The sequence below is a fragment of the Parablastomonas sp. CN1-191 genome, from assembly GCF_049354825.1.
GTDB lineage: Bacteria > Pseudomonadota > Alphaproteobacteria > Sphingomonadales > Sphingomonadaceae > Novosphingobium.
Window position 1 is genome coordinate 1,280,360 of sequence record NZ_CP186480.1, and the last position, 18,087, is coordinate 1,298,446.

The 18,087-nt window shown below is 68.2% G+C and carries 16 protein-coding genes; 4 read left to right on the forward strand and 12 right to left on the reverse strand.

Going from position 1 to position 18,087, the window contains the following annotated elements; genetic code table 11:
* Positions 1-85 precede the first annotated feature (85 nt).
* The gene (locus ACOYW6_RS06405) at positions 86-1,207 is read right to left on the reverse strand and encodes a phosphoserine transaminase (protein WP_423142974.1); all 1,122 of its coding nucleotides are present in this window, start codon (positions 1,205-1,207) and stop codon (positions 86-88) included.
* 145 nt (positions 1,208-1,352) lie between these two features.
* Here ACOYW6_RS06405 and ACOYW6_RS06410 point away from each other — a divergent pair, with 145 nt between their 5' ends.
* Together ACOYW6_RS06410 and ACOYW6_RS06415 are read left to right on the forward strand one after the other, a co-directional pair.
* Positions 1,353-2,012, forward strand: a complete 660-nt coding sequence (locus ACOYW6_RS06410) for an extensin family protein (RefSeq protein WP_423142975.1) — start codon at positions 1,353-1,355, stop codon at positions 2,010-2,012.
* A gap of 83 nt (positions 2,013-2,095) precedes the next feature.
* Entirely contained in the window at positions 2,096-3,178 is a 1,083-nt protein-coding gene (locus tag ACOYW6_RS06415; protein ID WP_423142976.1) for a PLP-dependent cysteine synthase family protein, read from the forward strand.
* A 7-nt stretch (positions 3,179-3,185) separates the two neighbouring features.
* Here ACOYW6_RS06415 and ACOYW6_RS06420 read toward each other — a convergent pair whose 3' ends face one another.
* The 5 genes from ACOYW6_RS06420 to ACOYW6_RS06440 form a co-directional block, all read right to left on the reverse strand.
* Positions 3,186-4,040, reverse strand: coding sequence for a peptidase (locus ACOYW6_RS06420; protein ID WP_423142977.1), 855 nt, complete (start codon positions 4,038-4,040; stop codon positions 3,186-3,188).
* Positions 4,041-4,054: 14 nt separating this feature from the next.
* The gene (locus ACOYW6_RS06425) at positions 4,055-4,870 is read right to left on the reverse strand and encodes a transglutaminase family protein (protein WP_423142978.1); all 816 of its coding nucleotides are present in this window, start codon (positions 4,868-4,870) and stop codon (positions 4,055-4,057) included.
* Between the two features lie 2 nt (positions 4,871-4,872).
* Positions 4,873-5,817: an alpha-E domain-containing protein gene (locus ACOYW6_RS06430; RefSeq protein WP_423142979.1), complete on the reverse strand. Its 945-nt coding sequence runs from the start codon at positions 5,815-5,817 to the stop codon at positions 4,873-4,875.
* Positions 5,818-5,833: 16 nt separating this feature from the next.
* The gene (locus ACOYW6_RS06435; protein WP_423143079.1) at positions 5,834-7,240 is read right to left on the reverse strand and encodes a circularly permuted type 2 ATP-grasp protein; all 1,407 of its coding nucleotides are present in this window, start codon (positions 7,238-7,240) and stop codon (positions 5,834-5,836) included.
* 100 nt (positions 7,241-7,340) lie between these two features.
* Positions 7,341-7,907: a DUF3617 domain-containing protein gene (locus ACOYW6_RS06440; RefSeq protein ID WP_423142980.1), complete on the reverse strand. Its 567-nt coding sequence runs from the start codon at positions 7,905-7,907 to the stop codon at positions 7,341-7,343.
* A gap of 21 nt (positions 7,908-7,928) precedes the next feature.
* Between ACOYW6_RS06440 and uvrB the strand changes: the two genes are divergently transcribed.
* A complete protein-coding gene (uvrB, locus tag ACOYW6_RS06445) occupies positions 7,929-10,115 on the forward strand; it encodes an excinuclease ABC subunit UvrB (protein WP_423142981.1) in 2,187 nt (728 codons plus the stop codon).
* Entirely contained in the window at positions 10,103-11,323 is a 1,221-nt protein-coding gene (locus tag ACOYW6_RS06450) for an exo-beta-N-acetylmuramidase NamZ family protein (protein WP_423142982.1), read from the forward strand. The genes uvrB and ACOYW6_RS06450 overlap by 13 nt, the downstream gene beginning before the upstream one ends.
* A gap of 57 nt (positions 11,324-11,380) precedes the next feature.
* On the opposite strand, the gene ACOYW6_RS06455 is transcribed toward ACOYW6_RS06450, so the two are convergent.
* From ACOYW6_RS06455 to tsaD, 6 genes are all read right to left on the reverse strand, one after another.
* Positions 11,381-11,941 carry a hypothetical protein gene (locus ACOYW6_RS06455; RefSeq protein WP_423142983.1) on the reverse strand — a complete coding sequence of 187 codons (561 nt, stop codon included), beginning with the start codon at positions 11,939-11,941 and terminating at the stop codon, positions 11,381-11,383.
* A 102-nt stretch (positions 11,942-12,043) separates the two neighbouring features.
* Positions 12,044-12,775: an OmpA family protein gene (locus ACOYW6_RS06460; RefSeq protein WP_423142984.1), complete on the reverse strand. Its 732-nt coding sequence runs from the start codon at positions 12,773-12,775 to the stop codon at positions 12,044-12,046.
* A 31-nt stretch (positions 12,776-12,806) separates the two neighbouring features.
* Positions 12,807-14,402: a vWA domain-containing protein gene (locus tag ACOYW6_RS06465; protein ID WP_423142985.1), complete on the reverse strand. Its 1,596-nt coding sequence runs from the start codon at positions 14,400-14,402 to the stop codon at positions 12,807-12,809.
* An 85-nt stretch (positions 14,403-14,487) separates the two neighbouring features.
* Entirely contained in the window at positions 14,488-16,020 is a 1,533-nt protein-coding gene (locus ACOYW6_RS06470; protein ID WP_423142986.1) for a lipopolysaccharide biosynthesis protein, read from the reverse strand.
* A complete protein-coding gene (locus tag ACOYW6_RS06475) occupies positions 16,017-17,018 on the reverse strand; it encodes an NAD(P)H-dependent glycerol-3-phosphate dehydrogenase (protein WP_423142987.1) in 1,002 nt (333 codons plus the stop codon). Before ACOYW6_RS06475 ends, ACOYW6_RS06470 begins: the two co-directional genes overlap by 4 nt.
* Positions 17,015-18,070, reverse strand: coding sequence for a tRNA (adenosine(37)-N6)-threonylcarbamoyltransferase complex transferase subunit TsaD (tsaD, locus tag ACOYW6_RS06480; protein WP_423142988.1), 1,056 nt, complete (start codon positions 18,068-18,070; stop codon positions 17,015-17,017). The genes ACOYW6_RS06475 and tsaD overlap by 4 nt, the downstream gene beginning before the upstream one ends.
* Between the last annotated feature and the right edge of the window lie 17 nt (positions 18,071-18,087).

Consider the following 18,087-nt stretch of genomic DNA (forward strand, 5'->3'; position numbering starts at 1 on the left):
CGGATCGATCCGGGGCCCCGCTGCCAGGCGGGCGTAAATTGGGGAAAGCGGAAGCTCCGACCCCGGTCCGGGGCAGTCGCCGCGTTCAGGCCTTGAGCTGCGCCCAGGCCCAGTCGAGCCAGGGGCCGAGCGCCTCGATATCGGCGGTGTCGACCGTGGCGCCGCACCACACCCGCAAGCCCGGCGGAGCATCGCGGTAGCCGGCGATATCGTAAGCGGCCCCTTCCTTTTCGAGGCTGCCGGCGAAGGCCTTGATGAAGTCGGCGTCCGCGCCTTCGACCGTGAGGCAGACCGAGGTCTTCGAGCGGCTGGCCGGGTCGGCGGCGAGGTGGCCCAGCCACGGACGCGCGGCAACGATGGCATGGAGCGCGGCGGCATTGGCGTCCGAACGGGCTTGCAGCCCCTCGAGCCCGCCGACCGAGCGTGCCCACTCGAGCGCGAAGATCGCGTCTTCTACCGCCAGCATCGACGGGGTGTTGATCGTCTCGCCCTTGAACACGCCCTCGGCGAGCTTGCCCTTCGACACGAGCCGGAAAACCTTGGGAAGGGGCCAGGCCGGGGTGTAGCTTTCCAGCCGTTCGACTGCGCGCGGACCCAGGATCAGCACGCCATGCGCGCCCTCGCCGCCCAGCACCTTCTGCCACGAGAATGTTGCGACATCGACCTTGGTCCAGTCGATGTCATAGGCGAAGACCGCGCTGGTGGCGTCGGCGAACGACAGGCCGGCACGGTCCGCCGCGATCCAGTCCGCATTCGGCACGCGCACACCGCTGGTGGTGCCGTTCCAGGTGAACAGCACGTCGTCGTTCCAGTCGACCTGCGATAAGTCGGGCAGCTGGCCGTAATCGGCGCGAATAACCGTGGGATCGATTTTCAGCTGCTTGACCGCGTCGGTCACCCAGCCCTCGCCAAAGCTCTCCCACGCCAGCGTGGTCACGCCGCGCGCGCCCAGCATCGTCCAGATCGCCATTTCAAAAGCGCCGGTGTCGGACCCCGGCACGATGCCGATGCGGTGCGTGTCGGGAAGCTGCAGCACTTCGCGCATCAGGTCGATGCAGTAGCCGAGCCGCGCCTTGCCGATCTTGGCGCGGTGCGACCGGCCGAGCGATTCGACGCTTAGTTTTTCAGGGGCATATCCGGGTGGCTTGGCGCAGGGCCCGGACGAGAAATAGGGACGCGCCGGCAGCGCCGGCTTGAGGTCAGTCATTGCAGTCTCTCCTTGCAGAGAGCACGCGCGGCGTTGGGACCGCGTGGCCCGTCGGCCGCCTTAAGGTTGCGCCGGGGGGTGTCAACACGATTACGCTAGTGCGATGGCCTGGCCGCGATGGTAAGATTGTTACCGGGAGGCCGCCATGCCGGGAAAGCTGCTGACATCGTTGGCGATCGTGGTCCTGCTGGCCGGATGCGGCCTGCTGCCCGAGGCGCGGCGGGAACCGGCCCGGCGATCCACCCAGGCGATGACGCCGCGGCCCGATGCGCAGGCCTGCCTTGCCGATCTCGGCCGCCGGCAGCTATCCTTCAGTCCACTGCCCGACCAGTATTACGGCGCCGGCTGCGCCACGCTTAACACGGTGCGGCTGGCTGCGCTGAGGGGCGACGATGCCGACTTCGCGCTCTCCAACCTGGGACCCGTTACGTGCCCGCTGGCCGAAACCTTTGCCGCGTGGGCGCGCTACGGCGTTGATCGCGCCGCGCGCCAGGTACTTGGCAGCGCCCTGGCCCGCATCGATACGATGGGCAGCTATTCGTGCCGCAGCGTGGCGGGCAGCAAGCGGCTGTCGGCGCACGCGACCGCGCAGGCCATCGACGTCGCCGCCTTCGTGCTGGCGGACGGGCGCCGCGTTTCGGTGCGTGAGGACTGGCGCGGCGGCTCTGACGCAGAGCGGCGGTTCCTGGCGGTGATTCACGCCAGCGCCTGCAAGCGATTCGGCACCGTGCTGGGTCCGGACTACAACACCGCGCACGCCGACCACCTCCACCTTGAACTGAGCGGGCAGCGCTTCTGCCGCTAGCCGATGCCGGCGCCCGCCTTGCCCGCGGCCGTGAAAGGCGGCAGGGAAATCCGGAGACCGCATTCGAAAAAGCGAGCCCCTGCATGACGTCCGCTTCCGCCGACCTGCCCGACGCGCGCGACTGGGTGGGCCAGGCGGTCCGCCAGCTCGAGGCCGACCAGCGCCGTTCCGCCGATACCCACCTGGTGCGACTGGCGATCCCGGCTCTGCCGGGGGTCGATTTGTACTTCAAGGACGAATCGACGCATCCAAGCGGCAGCCTCAAGCACCGGCTTGCGCGCTCGCTGCTGCTTTACGGCCTGTGCAACGGCTGGATCGGCCCGGCGACCCGGCTGTTCGATGCGACATCGGGATCGACGGCGGTGTCGGAAGCCTATTTCGCACGCCTGCTGGGGCTGCCGTTTACCGCGGTGGTTCCGCGCGGCACCGCCGCCGCCAAGATCGCCGCGATCGAGTTCGAAGGCGGCGGCGTGCATTACGTCGACGACGCGCGCGAGGCCGTGGCCGAGGCGGCGCGCTTGGCGGCCGCCTGCAACGGCCATTTCCTCGACCAGTTCACGTATGCCGAACGCGCGACCGACTGGCGGGGCAACAACAATATCGCCGAAAGCATCTTCACCCAGATGTCGCTTGAGCGGCACAAGGTGCCGACCTGGGTGGTCTGCGGCGCCGGCACCGGCGGCACGTCTGCGACGATCGGGCGCTATATCCGCCTGACCGGTGCGCAGACCCGGCTCTGCGTAGCCGATCCCGAAGGATCGGTGTTCCATCGCCATTTCGCCGACCGCTCAGTCACCTGCCTGCCCGATCGCTGCGGCTCTGCGATCGAGGGGATCGGCCGCGCCGGGGTCGAGCTGTCGTTCATACCGACGGTGATCGACCGCATGATCGCGGTTAGCGACGCCGCCAGCATAGGCGCGATGCGGGCGCTGAGCGCGGCGCTGGGGCGGCGGGTCGGGGGATCGACCGGGACCAACCTGGCGGCCTGCCTGCAACTTGCGCGCGAAATGGCGGACGAAGGGCGCAGCGGTTCGATCGTGACGCTGATCTGCGACAGCGGGCAGCGTTATGCCGACACCTATTACGACGATGCCTGGCTGGAGAGCCGCGGTATTGCGTGGCAGGATCATGCGGCCGCGGCCGCGGCGTTGCTGACCCCGGCCTGAGCCGCGCTCAGGAGCCTTTCGCCGCGCTTTTCAGCACGGCCTCGGCGGTTTCGGTAGCGGCCTGTTCGGCCGCCTTGGCTACCGCGTTGCCGGCCGCCTCGTCGACTGCCTTGGCCTTTGCCTGCTCTTCGAACGAATAGTCGGGCAGTTCGTGAAAGGCCTTTTTGAGGGCGGCCGCCCAGCCGCTGCTAATGGCCTGGAAATAGGGATCGTCGGCGGTGATCCGGCGCTCGACCAGCGGCTCGAACCGGTCCCGTTCGATGACGAGCAGGTCGAGGGGGAGCCCAACCGAGAGGTTGGCCTTGAGAGTGGAATCGAAGCTCACCATCAGCAGCTTGGCGGCGTCCTCGAAGCTCATGTCGTGATCGTAGCCACGGATAAGGATCGGGCGGCCGTACTTGGTCTCGCCGATCTGGAAGAAAGGCGTGTCGCCGCTGGCCTCGATGAAGTTGCCCTCGGGGTAGACCAGGAACAGCCGCGGCTCCATGCCCTTGATCTGGCCGGCGATGATCATCGAGGCGGTGAAGCGCCCCGACCCGGACTGGCCGTTTTCGGATTGCCGACCGGCGATCGTCTCGCGCAAAAGCTTGCCCACCATGCTGGCGACCTGGAACATCGTCTCCGCCTCGAGCAGCGAATTCCTGCGTTCGGGCACGGTCTTGCCGCGTTCTTCCAGCTGGCTGATCACGGCCTGCGTGGTGGCGAGGTTGCCCGCGGTCATGACCGCGATGATCCGGTCGCCCGGGATGCTCCAGTGGAACATCTTGCGGAACACGGAGATGTTGTCGACGCCCGAATTGGTCCGGGTGTCGCTCATCAGGACCATCCCGTGGTCGAGCGATAATCCTACACAATAGGTCATGGCTGGGCGCGATCCTATTGGCTCGATTGCCGCTGTTCAACCGCCAGCGCGACGGTCAGTTCGGTCTTTCCCCCGCCAAAGCTGAGGCCGGTAATAGGCGCCGCCTCGGCATAGTCCCGCCCGGTGGCGACGCGGACGTAGCGCGGATCGGGGCTGATCGCGTTGGAGATGTCGAAGCCGACCCAGCCCAATCCGTCGACGTGGGCTTCGGCCCAGGCGTGGCCGGCGTCCTGCTCGATCCGGTCGTTCATCATCAGGTAGCCCGAGACGTAGCGTGCCGGGATACCCATCGCGCGGGCGGCACCGATGAAAACGTGGGCATGGTCCTGGCACACGCCCTGGCCCAGCGTCGCGGCTTCCTCGGCGGTAGTTGCGGTGTCGGTCGCGCCGACGACGTAGGCGATGTCGCCGCGGATCTCGGCAGAAAGGCGGTGCAGCGTCGCCAGCGTATCGCCGCCGTCGTCGCCGGCACGGGCGAGGATGGCGCGCACTCTTGGACCTGGCCGGGTCAGCGGGGTCTGCGCGCGGAACAACCACAGCGGCATGTGCCCGGCATGGTGGCCGATGACGCCGGCATGATCGGACGTCTCGACCGTGCCGCGGCAGGTCACCGTAACCTCGCGCGCGCCCGGCACGACCGAAAGCAGCGTGACGCGGTTGTGGTTGTGATCGTCATAGTCGACCTGGCTGGACCCGCCGGCAAGGGTCATCGTCCAGTCGAGGACTTTCTGGCCCTGGGTCGACTTGGGTGTCAGCCGCAGCCGCTGCAGGCCATGCGCGACCGGCTCGGCGAAGCTGTACGACGTGGTGTGTTCGATCGACAGTAGCATCGTCAGGCCCGGAACCTGTAGTCGTGTTCGATCGCCTGCGCGACCTGGCGGTTACGCGACAGGAAAGCAGCAATGTACTGGTGCAGCCCGCCTTCGAAAATGCGCTCGATCGTCATTGCCGACAAGTCGCGCTTGATGCCCGCGACCAGTTCATTGGCGCTCGACTCGTTGCCGTACTGGCGTGCCAGCCCGGTCAGGTTGCTGTCGAGCTTGTCCATACAGAACGCCAGGCTGCGGGGAAAGCGTTCGTCCAGGATCAGGAATTCGGTGATGCCGCGCGGGTCCATCGCACCGGCGTTCAGCCAGCGATAGGCCCGTTCGCCCGACACCGCGCGCAGCACGCTTTCCCACTGTACGTTGTCGAGACTGGAGCCGACCCAGGCGAGCGAAGGCAGCAGCACGAAGTACTTGATGTCGAGGATGCGGGCGGTGTTGTCGGCGCGCTCCACGAATGTGCCGAGGCGGCAGAAATTGTAGTTGTCGTTGCGCAGCATCGTGCCGTCGAGCGCGCCGCGCACCAGCGTCGCTTGCTTGCGGATCGTGCCCAGGACATCGATGACCGAACCCTCGCGCACCGGGCGCGACAGCGTGTCCTTCAGCACCATCCAGCTTTCGTTGACTGCTTCCCAGACCTCGCGCGTCAGCGCGGTGCGTACCGCGCGCGCGTTGGTGCGCGCCGCCTCGGTCATGGCCAGGACGCTGCCGGTGTTGGACTTGTCGCGAAGCAGGTAGTTCCATACCTGGACGCCCGTATAGCTGCCGTTGGCGGCCTCGTAGCCGGCGCGCAGCCCCACGGTCGCGACGACCGAGCGCCATTCCTCTTCCGACACCACGCGGTCGCGGGTCAGTGCCATGCGAAAGCCGGCGTCGATCAGCCGCGCGGTGTTTTCCGCCCGCTCGAGGTAGCGCGCCATCCAGAACACGCCCGAGGCGGTCCGGCCTAGCATGATGGGGCTGCGCCGATCACTCTTCGAGCACCCACGAATCCTTGGTTCCGCCGCCTTGCGAGGAGTTGACCACCAGGCTGCCGGGCTTCAGCGCAACGCGGGTCAGGCCGCCGGGGGTGATGTCGATGCCCTCGGGGCTGACCAGCACGAACGGCCGCAAGTCGACGTGGCGCGGCGTCAGGCCGCGCCGGGCGAAGATCGGCACGGTCGACAGCGCCAGGGTCGGCTGGGCGATGTAGTTGTCGGGCCGGGCGCGAAGTTTTTTCGCGAACGCGGCGATCTCCTTCTTCGAGGCCGCCGGCCCGACCAGCATCCCGTAGCCGCCCGAGCCGTGCACTTCCTTGACGACCAGCTCGGCCAGGTTGTCGAGCACGTAGGCCAGGCTGTCGTCCTCCGAACAGCGCCAGGTCGGCACGTTCTTCAGCAGCGGCTTCTCGCCGGTGTAGAACTCCACGATCTCCGGCATGAAGCTGTAGATTGCCTTGTCGTCGGCGATGCCGGTGCCGGGCGCGTTGGCGATGGTGATCCCGCCGGCCCGGTAGACGTCCATGATGCCCGGCACGCCCAGCGCGCTGTCCGGCTTGAACGTCAACGGATCGAGGTAATCGTCGTCGACGCGGCGATACAGCACGTCGATCGGGGTATATCCCTGGGTGGTGCGCATCGCCACGCGCCCGTCGATGACGCGCAGATCGGTCCCTTCCACCAGCTCGGCGCCCATCTGGTCGGCCAGGAACGCATGCTCGAAATAGGCCGAATTGTAGATGCCCGGCGTCAGCACGGCGACGACCGGGCGCTGCCCCTTCCGCGCGAAGGCGGGCGGTGCGCTGGCAGCAAGGCTCTTGGCGAGGCGGCGCGGGTAGTCCTGCACCGGGCGGACGCGGACCTGCGTGAACAGTTCCGGGAACATCGCCATCATGGTTTCGCGGTTTTCCAGCATGTAGGAAACGCCGCTGGGCGTGCGGGCGTTGTCCTCCAGCACCATGAAATCGTCGGGGCCGGTGCGCACCAGGTCGATGCCGACGATGTGGGTGTAGACCCCGCCGGGCGGGCTCATCCCCACCATCGCTGGAAGAAACGCGGCGTTCTGGGAGATCAGCCGTTCGGGCAGGCGCCCGGCACGGACGATCTCCTGGCGGTGGTAGATATCGTGCAGGAAGGCGTTGATCGCACGAACCCGCTGCTCGATCCCGCGCGACAGCTTGCGCCATTCGGCGGCGGTGACGATGCGCGGCACCATGTCGAACGGGATCAGCCGCTCTTCGCCGGCATCCTCGCCATAGACGTTGAAGGTGATGCCGGTGCGGCGAAAAAAGTTCTCCGCCTCGATCCCCTTGCGCTGGAGCAGGCCGCGGTCCTGCGCGGCGAACCACCGGCAATAGCCGGCATAAGCGTCTCGCACGGAGCCTTCGGCATCGTGCATCTCGTCATAGCAACGCGCCCGCTCTGTCACCCGATCAGCCCCATCGGGCCAAAAGGCCCGTTGATCGCGGCGCTGTCAAGCGCGCTTCGCACCTGCAGCATCAGCAAGTCGACTGCCAGCGCGTGACGACGTGCGCTGCCAGCGTCATGCCCGCCCCGGGCAGTCCGCCGGCCAGTTGCTGGACCTGCATGGCGAGGTCCGACGAGCGCGCGGTGAACTGGCCCTTGAGGTCGTACTTGCCGACCAGGCCCTGCCCCGTCCGGCAGGTCATCCGCGCGTTGAGCGACCCGTGCGAAGCATCGAAGCGGTCGTAAGTGCAATCGCCCTGGCCGACCCGGCTGATGAAGGCTTCGTAGCCCTTGTCGGCCTCGGCCCGGGTTAGGCAGAACTCCTGCGCCTGGCCCGACGTCGCGAACATGCCCTGCATGCGCTGCGCCATCGCCGGGTCCATGCCGGGAAACGACAGCCTGGTGACCGTGACGGTGCTGCGATAGCGCCCCGGATCGGGCCGCGCGATCTGCGCCGCCTCCTTCTTGACGTCCGCCACGCTCGGCGGCCCGTCCTTCTTGCAGCCGGCGAGGGCGAGCGGGATGGCAAGGAAAAGAAGCGTCGACGGGTTCATCCGCGCACCAACGCGCGAGCCATCGAGGCGTTGCGCGTTCGCCATTCGTTTCCCATATTCGCTGCCATGGCCGAACTCGTGATCCGCAGGGGCTTGGAAGAGCCCGATACCACCGGCGCTTTCGTGCCGCACAAGCCGGCGCGGCCGGAAAAATCGATGCCGGGGCGCAAGTTCCGGATCGAAAGCGACTACGAGCCGGCGGGCGACCAGCCGACAGCGATCGCCGAACTGGTCAAGACCGCGCGCGACGACGAAAAGACGCAGGTGCTGCTCGGCGTGACCGGCAGCGGCAAGACCTTCACGATGGCCAAGGTGATCGAGGAGCTGCAGCGCCCGGCGCTGATCCTTGCGCCCAACAAGATCCTGGCGGCGCAGCTCTATGGTGAATTCAAGAGCTTCTTCCCCGACAACGCGGTCGAGTATTTCGTTTCCTATTACGACTACTACCAGCCGGAGGCCTACGTGCCCCGGTCGGACACCTACATCGAGAAGGAAAGCTCGGTTAACGAGGCGATCGACCGGATGCGCCATTCGGCCACGCGCGCGCTGCTTGAGCGCGACGACGTGATCATCGTCGCCTCGGTGAGCTGCCTTTACGGCATCGGCTCGGTCGAGACGTATTCGGCGATGATCTTCGACCTCAAGAAGGGCGAGACGGTCGACCAGCGCGAGATCGTGAGGAAGCTGGTGGCGCTGCAGTACAAGCGCAACGACGCCGCTTTCACCCGCGGCACCTTCCGCGTTCGCGGCGACAGCCTGGAGATCTTCCCGTCGCATTACGAGGACATGGCCTGGCGGGTGTCGTTCTTCGGCGACGAGATCGAGGACATTGCCGAGTTCGACCCGTTGACCGGCAAGAAGGGCGCATCGCTGGCATCGGTGCGGGTCTACGCCAATTCGCACTACGTCACCCCCGGACCGACGATGAAGCAGGCGAGCGAGGCAATCCGGTTCGAGCTCACCGAACGGCTCAAGGAGCTGGAAGCCGAGGGCAAGCTGCTGGAACACCAGCGGCTTGAGCAGCGCACCAACTTCGACCTGGAAATGATCGCCGCCACCGGGAGCTGCGCGGGAATCGAGAACTATTCGCGCTTCCTGACCGGCCGCCTGCCGGGCGAGCCGCCGCCGACGCTGTTCGAGTACCTGCCCGACAACGCGCTGCTGTTCGTGGACGAAAGCCACCAGACGGTGCCGCAGATCGGCGCTATGAGCAAAGGCGACCACCGCCGCAAAATCACGCTGGCCGAATACGGGTTCCGCCTGCCCAGCTGTATCGACAATCGCCCGCTGCGCTTCAACGAATGGGACGCGATGCGCCCGCAGACCATTGCTGTGTCGGCCACGCCGGGCGGCTGGGAAATGGAGGAATCAGGCGGCGTGTTCGCCGAACAGGTGATCCGCCCGACCGGGCTGATCGACCCGCCGGTGATCATCCGCCCGGTCGAGGACCAGGTCCAGGATTGCATCGAGGAATGCCGCAAGGTCGCCCAGGCGGGCTACCGCACGCTGGTAACCACGCTGACCAAGCGCATGGCCGAGGACCTGACCGAGTTCATGCACGAAGCCGGGCTGCGCGTGCGCTACATGCATTCAGACGTCGAGACGCTTGAGCGTATCGAACTGATCCGCGATCTTCGCCTTGGCGTTTACGACGTGTTGGTGGGCATCAACCTGCTGCGCGAGGGGCTCGACATTCCCGAATGCGGGCTGGTCTGCATCCTCGATGCCGACAAGGAGGGTTTTCTGCGCAGCGAAACCAGCCTGATTCAGACCATCGGGCGGGCCGCGCGCAACGTCGATGGCCGCGTAATCCTCTATGCCGACCGCATGACCGGATCGATGGAGCGCGCGATCGCGGAAACCGATCGGCGCCGCGCCAAGCAGGAGGAATTCAACGCCGCCAACGGCATTACCCCGACCACGATCAAGCGCCGCATCGCCGACATCGTCGCCGACACCGCCAGCCGCGACGGCGTGCTGGTCGATATCGAGGACGACGCGGTCAACAACCTCGTCGGGCACAACCTGCGCGCCTATATCGAGGACCTGGAAAAACGCATGCGGACCGCCGCCGCCGACCTCGAGTTCGAGGAAGCCGGCCGCCTGCGCGACGAAATCCGCCGCCTAGAGGAGGGCGAGCTCGGCATCGGCGGGGATGCCAGCGCTGCGCCGCGCGTGGGCCGCAGTAACGAAGGCAAGCCCGGCACCCGCAAGACGCGCTTAGGCAAGACCCAGCGCAAGTGGAACCGCTGACGCTCACGCGCCGCGCGGCCTGCGGCGGGGCGCTGGCGCTGGCGACCGGCCCGGCGCTGGCACGGCGTGTGCCGCGCGTGCTGACCGGGCTCGACCGCCTGGCGAGCGGTGACGTGGGCACGCTCGCTGGTCAGCGGATCGGCCTGCTCACCCATGACGCGGCCGTCGCTGCGGACGGTCGCCGCTCGGTCGACGTGATCGCAGGGCTGCGCGGCGTCACTCTTGCGGCGTTGTTCGCGCCCGAGCACGGTCTTGCCGGCGGCGCCGCGGCAGGGGAGCACGTTGGCGACCGGCGCGATACCCGCACCGGCCTTCCGATCTACAGCCTGTACGGTGCACGCACGGCTCCGGAGCCGGCTCAGCTTGCGGGGATCGACTGGCTGGTGGTCGATCTGCAGGACGCGGGGCTGCGCTGCTACACGTACGCGGGAACCGCGATGGCCGCGATCCGCGCCGCGCAGGTGGCCGGTTTGCGCACGTTGGTGCTAGATCGCCCCAATCCGCTTGGCGCGGCGGTCGAGGGACCCATGCTCGACCCCGCGCTGCCGCTCACGCCCGTTACCGCGCTGCCGGTGCCCTACCGCCACGGGATGACTCTGGGGGAACTGGCAAGGCTGCTGGTCGGCCGCAACGTCGAGGTTGCCGCGATGCAGGGCTGGCGCCGCGCCGATGGGACCGCCGTGTTCGGCAGCGGCCGACTGCCTTTCGTAACGCCCTCGCCCAACCTGCGCTCGCCGGCGGCGATGCTTGCCTACGCCGCGACCGTACTGATCGAGGGCACCAATCTGTCCGAGGGGCGCGGCACCGCGGCGCCATTCCAACAGGTCGGCGCGCCGTGGTTGATCGCCGCTCCGGTAGTCGCTGCGCTTAAGCGCGCAGGCTTGCCCGGCGTCCACGTTGCCCCGACCGCCTTTACCCCGGCGGCTTCGAAACACGCCGGGTCGCGCTGCCAGGGGATCGCCATGACGGTGACGGATGAACGCCGTTTCAACGGCTTCGCAACCGGGCTCGCGCTGATCGCCGCTATCCGCGCGGCGCACCCGGACCGCTTCGCGTTCCTGCCCGGCAAGCCGCCGTTCTTCGACCTCCTCGCCGGCGCGGGCGCCGTGCGACAAGGGTTGGAGGCGGGACGATCGCTCGCCGCGATCCTCGCCGACACGGCGATCGGGCCGGCAGGTTACGCCCGGCGAGATGTCTACCTTTATTAACGCGCGGCTTGCCCCGCTGCTACGCAGCCCGTTCTCCGCGGCCGCTCCAGGCGGCCTTCAAAGCTTGCCGAACTTCGCTTCGTAAGCGCCGGTATCGCCAGCCGAAAGCAACCTGGCCTGTTCGATCCAGTTGTCACGCGCGGGCCGGCCGGCGAAGCTGCCGAGCTGGGCGTCGACGCGCGCCAGGTCGGCGTCGGTCCACGCCGCGATCTGGTCGAAGCGCATGATGCCAAGTCCGTTCAGGGTCGTCGCCAGCTTGGGCCCGACGCCCTTGATCCGGCGCAAGTCGTCGCCCTCGCCTGTGGCGAGCGGCGCCGATCCCGCACCCGGTTCGGCCGCGGCGACCGCTTCGCCGGCTGCGACCGACACCGCCTCGCCCATGCCGCCGAGAATCCCGGCGGCCGGCGGCGCGACCACCGGCGGCACTGCGACGGCCGGCGGCGCATCGATCAGGGCCTGATTGCGCGCCGCCGGGGCGGCGCCTTCGTCCAGAACGTCGGGACGGTGCTGGCGGGTTCTGGGGGCAGCTGCGCGGCCGAACAGCCACCAGGCCACGGCCAGGCCGACCAGCAGTGCCAGCACGAAGGCCAGCCAGTTCGCTTCGATCATCGCGGTCATTGTCGTCCCCTTATTTTCGGCCCCAGGCGAGCCAGCCCAGACCCAGCCCGCCGGCATAGGCCAGCAGCGCCACGAACACCGATTCAAGCCATAGCGGCGGCATCAGCGAGCCCCCGGCGTGTCGATCGGCGTCGGCCGCAGCACGGCCGGCACGATCAGTGAAAACTCGATCCTGCGATTGGCCGGATCGCTCGGCTCGAGGCCCGCGATCGGCTCCGCCGACCCGACCCCCTTGGCGCGCAGGCTGCGTTCGGGCAGGCCGCGCTGGGCCAGGGCGTTGCGCACCGCGGCGGCGCGCTGAGACGACAGCGCGACGTTGGCGTCCTCGTTGCCGTTGGCATCGGTGTGCCCGACGATGGCGATGACGCTGCCGGTGCACGGCTCCAGCGCCCTCGCCACTTCGTTCACGACTTCGATACTGGCGGGATCGATCTCGGCGCTGCCCTGGCGAAAGCGTATCGATCGCGCCTTGAGGATGCCGTCGACGTCGTCCTGGCAATGCAGCGCAGTGGGCGTCGCCTCGGCCAACGCGGCCTGCGGCAACGGATCGCGCCAGGTTACCCCGCCCACACCCGGAATCGCGGCAACCGCGGTTGCAAGCCGGGCCCGCTCATGAGGGGGCAGGTCGGTGCCGCCGACCAACACGGGATGTCGCGTCAGCCAGCGGCGACCGTCGACGAATTGTGCGGACACCCCCGTTCCCGCCATCACGACTTGAGAACGGGCGCGCATGGCCGCCACCAGCTCAGGTCCCTTCAGCGCGGTGCCGGCCACCGCCAGCAGGGCTGCGGCGGCAGCGCCGGCGGCGATTACAAGCGGCGTTCCAAAGGTCATACCCGGGCGATAGCCGGGCGAGCGCCCGCGCTCAACGCTTGTCGCGCGCGCCGGCAACGTCGACCAGGCGCAGGAACTCGCTGCGATAGTAATCGCTCTGCGGGCCGGCCAACGCCTTGACGTCCTGGTAGCTGAAGCCGCCCATCAACCGGTCGCCGCGCAGCTTTTGCGCGAACGCGGCCACCGCGGCGGCAAAGGCGAAGTCGGGCCGCGCCTGGCGTGTGAACCGGGCCGATGCCGGGACGGCGCGGCTGATCAGCTGCGACGTGCTCGATCCCGGGCGCTTGTAGCGCAGCTTGACGAAGGCCAGTTCCCCTCCCTTGCCGGTGCCGGCCGGCGCGGCGTAGCGGCGCGGATCGCTCCACCCCGGGGATCCGGCGGGGACGATCTCGTAGATCGCGGTGACCTGGTGACCGGCGCCGATATCGCCTGCGTCCACCTTGTCGTTGTTGAAGTCTTCCTCGCGCAGCGCGCGGTTTTCGTAACCGAGCAGGCGGTACTCGCGCACCTGGGCCGGGTTGAACTCGACCTGGATCTTCACATCGCTGGCGATCGTGAACAGCGTCGAGGACAGTTCCTCGCCCAGCACCTTGCGGGCTTCGAGCGCGCTGTCGATGTAGGAATAGTTGCCGTTCCCGGCGTCGGCGATCTTTTCCATCATCGAGTCGTTGAAGTTGCCGGTTCCGAAACCGAGCGTGGAGAGGGTGACGCCGCTGTCGCGCTCCTTCTCGATCACGCTGACCAGTTCCTTGTCGCTGGTAATGCCGACGTTGAAATCGCCGTCGGTTGCCAGCAGGACCCGGTTGATCCCGCCGGCGATCATGCCGCTGCGCGCGGTCTCGTAGGCAAGGCGCAGGCCGCGCTCGCCCGCGGTGGATCCGTTGGCGACCAGCTTGTCGAGCGCGGCGCGGACCTTCGCCTTGTCGCTCGTCGGCTCGAGCAGCAATTTCTCACCGCTGGCGTATGTAACGATCGACACTTTGTCGTCGGGTCGCAGTTCGTCGGCAAGGCCCGTCAGCGCAGCCTTGACCAGCGGCAGCTTGTCGTCGCTCGCCATAGAGCCCGATACGTCGACCAGGAAAACCAGGTTTGCCGCCGGGCGGGCGCTGCGAGGCACGTCGTAGCCGCGCAGGGCCACGCGCATCAGCGCGGTGCTGGCGTTCCACGGCGTCTGCATGACGTCGGTGGTGACGGTGAACGGCGCCGTGCGACTTGCCGGCGCGGGAAGCGCGTAACGGAAATAGTTGATGAATTCCTCGGTCCGGACCGCATCGGGCGGCGGCAGCTGGCCCATCGTCAGGAACCGCCGTGCGTTGGCGTAGGCGCCGGTATCGACATCGACCGAGAAGGTCGAGACGGGCGCGTCGGCCGTGCGAAAGGCGCCGGCGACCGGGTTGTCGGCATAGCGTTCAGCCGAATTCTGCACTCCGTTGACCTGGCCGGGCGCGATGCGCGAGCCGGTGACCATTAAGGGTGCCGCCATGACCGGCGGAGGGGGCGGCGGCGGGGCTGGCGGCGGCGGCATCGGCGGCGGTGCCTCGAGCCCATCTTCGGTGTGGACCGAGCTGGCGCAGCCCGACAGCACCAGGGCGCTGGCGGAAACGGCGATAACGAACCTGCGGATCATGCCCCTGAACTCCCCGTGTTGTGCGACCCGGGTTGCCGACCGCAACGAAGCTTCTTTCGGATGAACGGCCGGTTAACTGATGATTTTACGCGCTTTCCTGCGCTTTTCCGGCCACGTTGCGCCTGAACAGGACCCGGTCGTCAGGCCCGAATCCCCACCGCCAGATTATCGTTCCATAGGTCAGCAGGATGAACGGCACGCCGACGATCAGCTGAAGCCAATGCGGCAGCAGGCGGGTGACCACATAGCCCGCCGCAAGCGCTGGGACCACCGCGACGATCAGCGACCAGCGCCAGTTGTTGATGCGTTGGCCCAGGACCCTGGACAGGATGAAACCCTTGGTGATCGAGGCGAACGCCAGCGACAGCATCAGGGCAGCCGCCGCGCCGGCCGACTGCCAGTTGGCGACGTGATCGCGCGGCACCTTGATGCCGAACGGCAGGTTCATATCCGGCATTTTCGGGATCAGCAGCACGAAGGTGATCGTCAGCGCCGCCTGCAGCGCGATCGTACACAGCGATACGGCCAGGTTTTTGAGCCGCGCCATGTAGATCAGCGCCGCTTCGCTGACCACCGCGGTGGCGGCGACGACTTCGGCAAGCAGCAGCAGGTTGAGCGCGCCGGTACCGCCAACGAAAGTCTTGCCGACAAGCCCCATCACCGCTTCGCCCGGCACGCCCAGCGACAGCGCGATCCCGGCCTGCGCGGCGGTAATCCAGAAACCCACCTGGCAGACCTGCAGCGCGATCGCGGCGTAGTTCTTTTCCTTGAGATTGCGGGTGATGACCGGTCCGAGAATGGGCTCGAAGCTGGTTTTCAGCTTTTGCGGCAGCGAGGCGATCTGCTGCGCCGCGTAGTAGACCCCGACCGCGCGGGGGCTGGCGACCATCCCCAGGATCGCGATGTCGAGCTTGCGGCTGCCCCATTCGACCATGTCCGCGCCCGCCAAAGGCGAGGACGCCAGCGCCAGACGCCAGGTACGCAGTGGGTGCGGGCGCCAGTGATGCGGCAGGCCGAACGCCTTTAACAGCGGCCACAGCGCCACCGCCGCCGCCGCGGTCTTGGCAATGATGTAGGACAGTGCCAGCCCGCCTTCCGGTATGAAGCTGAACAGCGCCACGGCCATGATCGCCATCGTCCAGGGCTCGACGATCGAACGGGCCCGCACCGTCGCGGCAACGTCGTAGCGATAGGCCAGGCCTGCCAGCGCGATATCGGTGAGCGCGTTGGGCAGGATTGCCAGCGGCAGCAGCCGGTCCCAGCGGCTGTACTCGCCGCTTGGGAACATCGGCGCGGGAAAGACGAAGAACAGCAGCGCGGCAGCGATGCCCAGCACCAGCGACAGGATCATCCCGTCGGCAATGACATGCGCGTGCGGTCGCTCGTCCTCGGCCAGCCGCTGCGCCAGGCCGCGCCGCTGGCCCAGCGCGCAGAGCTGGCTGGTCAGCTCGACGATGACGAGCGCAGAGGCGTAGCGGCCCAGCGCCTCGACCCCGTAGGCGCGCCCGGCAATGAACAGGAACGGCGCCGTACCCGCCAGCCTGAGCAGAAATCCGAAGAAATTGGTGCGCCCGCCCTTGGCAAGGGCGGCGATGTCCTGGCTCGAATTCTCGCTCAAGCGGACGGATCCAGTTCCGGCTTGAGCGGCCGTGCCAGCAAGCCGGCGGCGACATCACGGGCAGAGCTTTCGCCCGCCAGCAGGCGCGCGACCGCCGCGACGATCGGCATCGATACGCCCCGCGCCTCCGCCAGTCCCGCCAGCACCGGCGCGGTATGCGCGCCCTCCGCGACGCTCAGCTTGCCGGCCAGCGCGCTGGCTGCGTCGGCGCCCTCGCCCAGCGCCTTGCCGAGCGAGAAGTTGCGGCTGCTTGCCGACGAGCAGGTGAGCACCAGGTCGCCCAGTCCGCACAGCCCCGCCAGCGTCTCTGCCCGTGCACCCAGTGCCAAGCCGAAGCGTGTCATCTCGGCATAGCCGCGCGCGATCAGCGCGGCGCGGGCATTCTGCCCCAGGCCCAGTCCGTCGACCACGCCGCAGGCGATCGCCAGCACGTTCTTGACCGCGCCGCCGATCTCGGCCCCGACCATGTCGTCGGAAAAATAAGGCCGCAGGGCCGGCCGAGAAAGGCGCGGTGCCAGGCGCTGCCACTGGGCGGCACCGCCTTCGCAGGCCAGCGTCACCGCGGTCGGCAGCCCGGCGGCAACCTCGTGCGCGAACGTCGGTCCCGACAGCACCGCCAACGTCGCCGACGGCGCGGCGGCGCGAGCGACGTCGGCCATCAGGCGGCCCGTTCCAGCCTCGATCCCCTTGGCGCAGAGCACGAGGTCGCGCACGCCGTCGGGCAATTGCGACAGGACGCCGCCCAAGTGCTGCGCCGGCGCGACGACCAGCACGCTGTCGAGCGCGGCCAGGTCGTGCAGATCACCAGTGGCGCGGATCGCCGGCGAGAGCGCCAGGCCCGGCAGAAACGCGGTGTTGGTGTGGCGGGCGTTGATTTCGCCGACCAGTTCGGGCTCGCGCGCCCACAGCAGCACGTCCTCGTGCTCTCCGCCCGGGCCCGCCATTGCCTGAGCCAGCGCGGTTCCCCATGCGCCGCCGCCGATGACGCCGATGGTCATGCTTTGACCCCCGCACCGCGCGCCGGGGCGGCATCGGGGTCGAGCGGCCAGCGCGGCCGCGCCGCCAGCGTCAGCGGATCGGGCGCGAAGCCGGGCGCGGACAGCCGCTCGATCCCCGCCCAGGCGATCATCGCGGCGTTGTCGGTGCACAGCGCGGGGGGCGGCGCGACGAAGGGCAAAGCGTGCTCGGCCGCAAGGTTCTCGAGGCCGGCGCGGACGGTGCTGTTGGCGGCGACGCCGCCTGCCACCACCAGTGCGCTGACCGGTCCTGCGACGGCGAGCGCACGGCGGGTGCGGTCGATTACGCAGTCGAGCGCGGCCTGCTGGAACGAGGCGGCGATGTCGGCCGGCGCGTAACGCCCGCTGTCGTTGGCGCGCAGGACCGCGCTCTTGAGCCCGGCGAACGAGAAATGCGGTTCGTCGCTGCCAAGCAGCGGCCGCGGCAGCGGCACCGCGCGCGAATCGCCGTCCAGTGCCGCGCGCTCGACCGCCGGGCCGCCGGGAAAGCCGAGTCCCAGGATCTTGGCGGTCTTGTCGAACGCTTCACCCAGCGCATCGTCGATCGTGGTGGCGAGGCGGCGGTAGCGGCCGACACCGGCAACGACGAGGAGCTGGCAATGTCCGCCCGAGACGAGCAACAGCAGGTAGGGAAATTGCAGGCCCGGAGCGGCCAGCCGCGGTGACAGCGCGTGGCCTTCCAGGTGGTTGACCGCGATCAGCGGCTTGTCGCCCGCCATCGCCAGCGCCTTGGCGGTGACCAGCCCGACCATGACCCCGCCGATCAGCCCCGGCCCGGCAGTGGCGGCAACCGCGTCGACATCGGCCAGGGTCAGCCCGGCATCGGCCAGGGTTGCGGCAATAAGGGGGCTGAGCACCTCGACATGGGCGCGGGCGGCAATTTCGGGGACGACCCCGCCGTAAGGGCGATGGGCAGCATCCTGCGATGCGATATGCTGCGCCACGATCGTGCGGTCCGAGCGCACCAGCGCGGCCGCGGTTTCATCGCAGGACGACTCTATTCCGAGTACGATCTTGGTGGAAGCGCCCGCCATTGAGGGTTTTCCTTAGC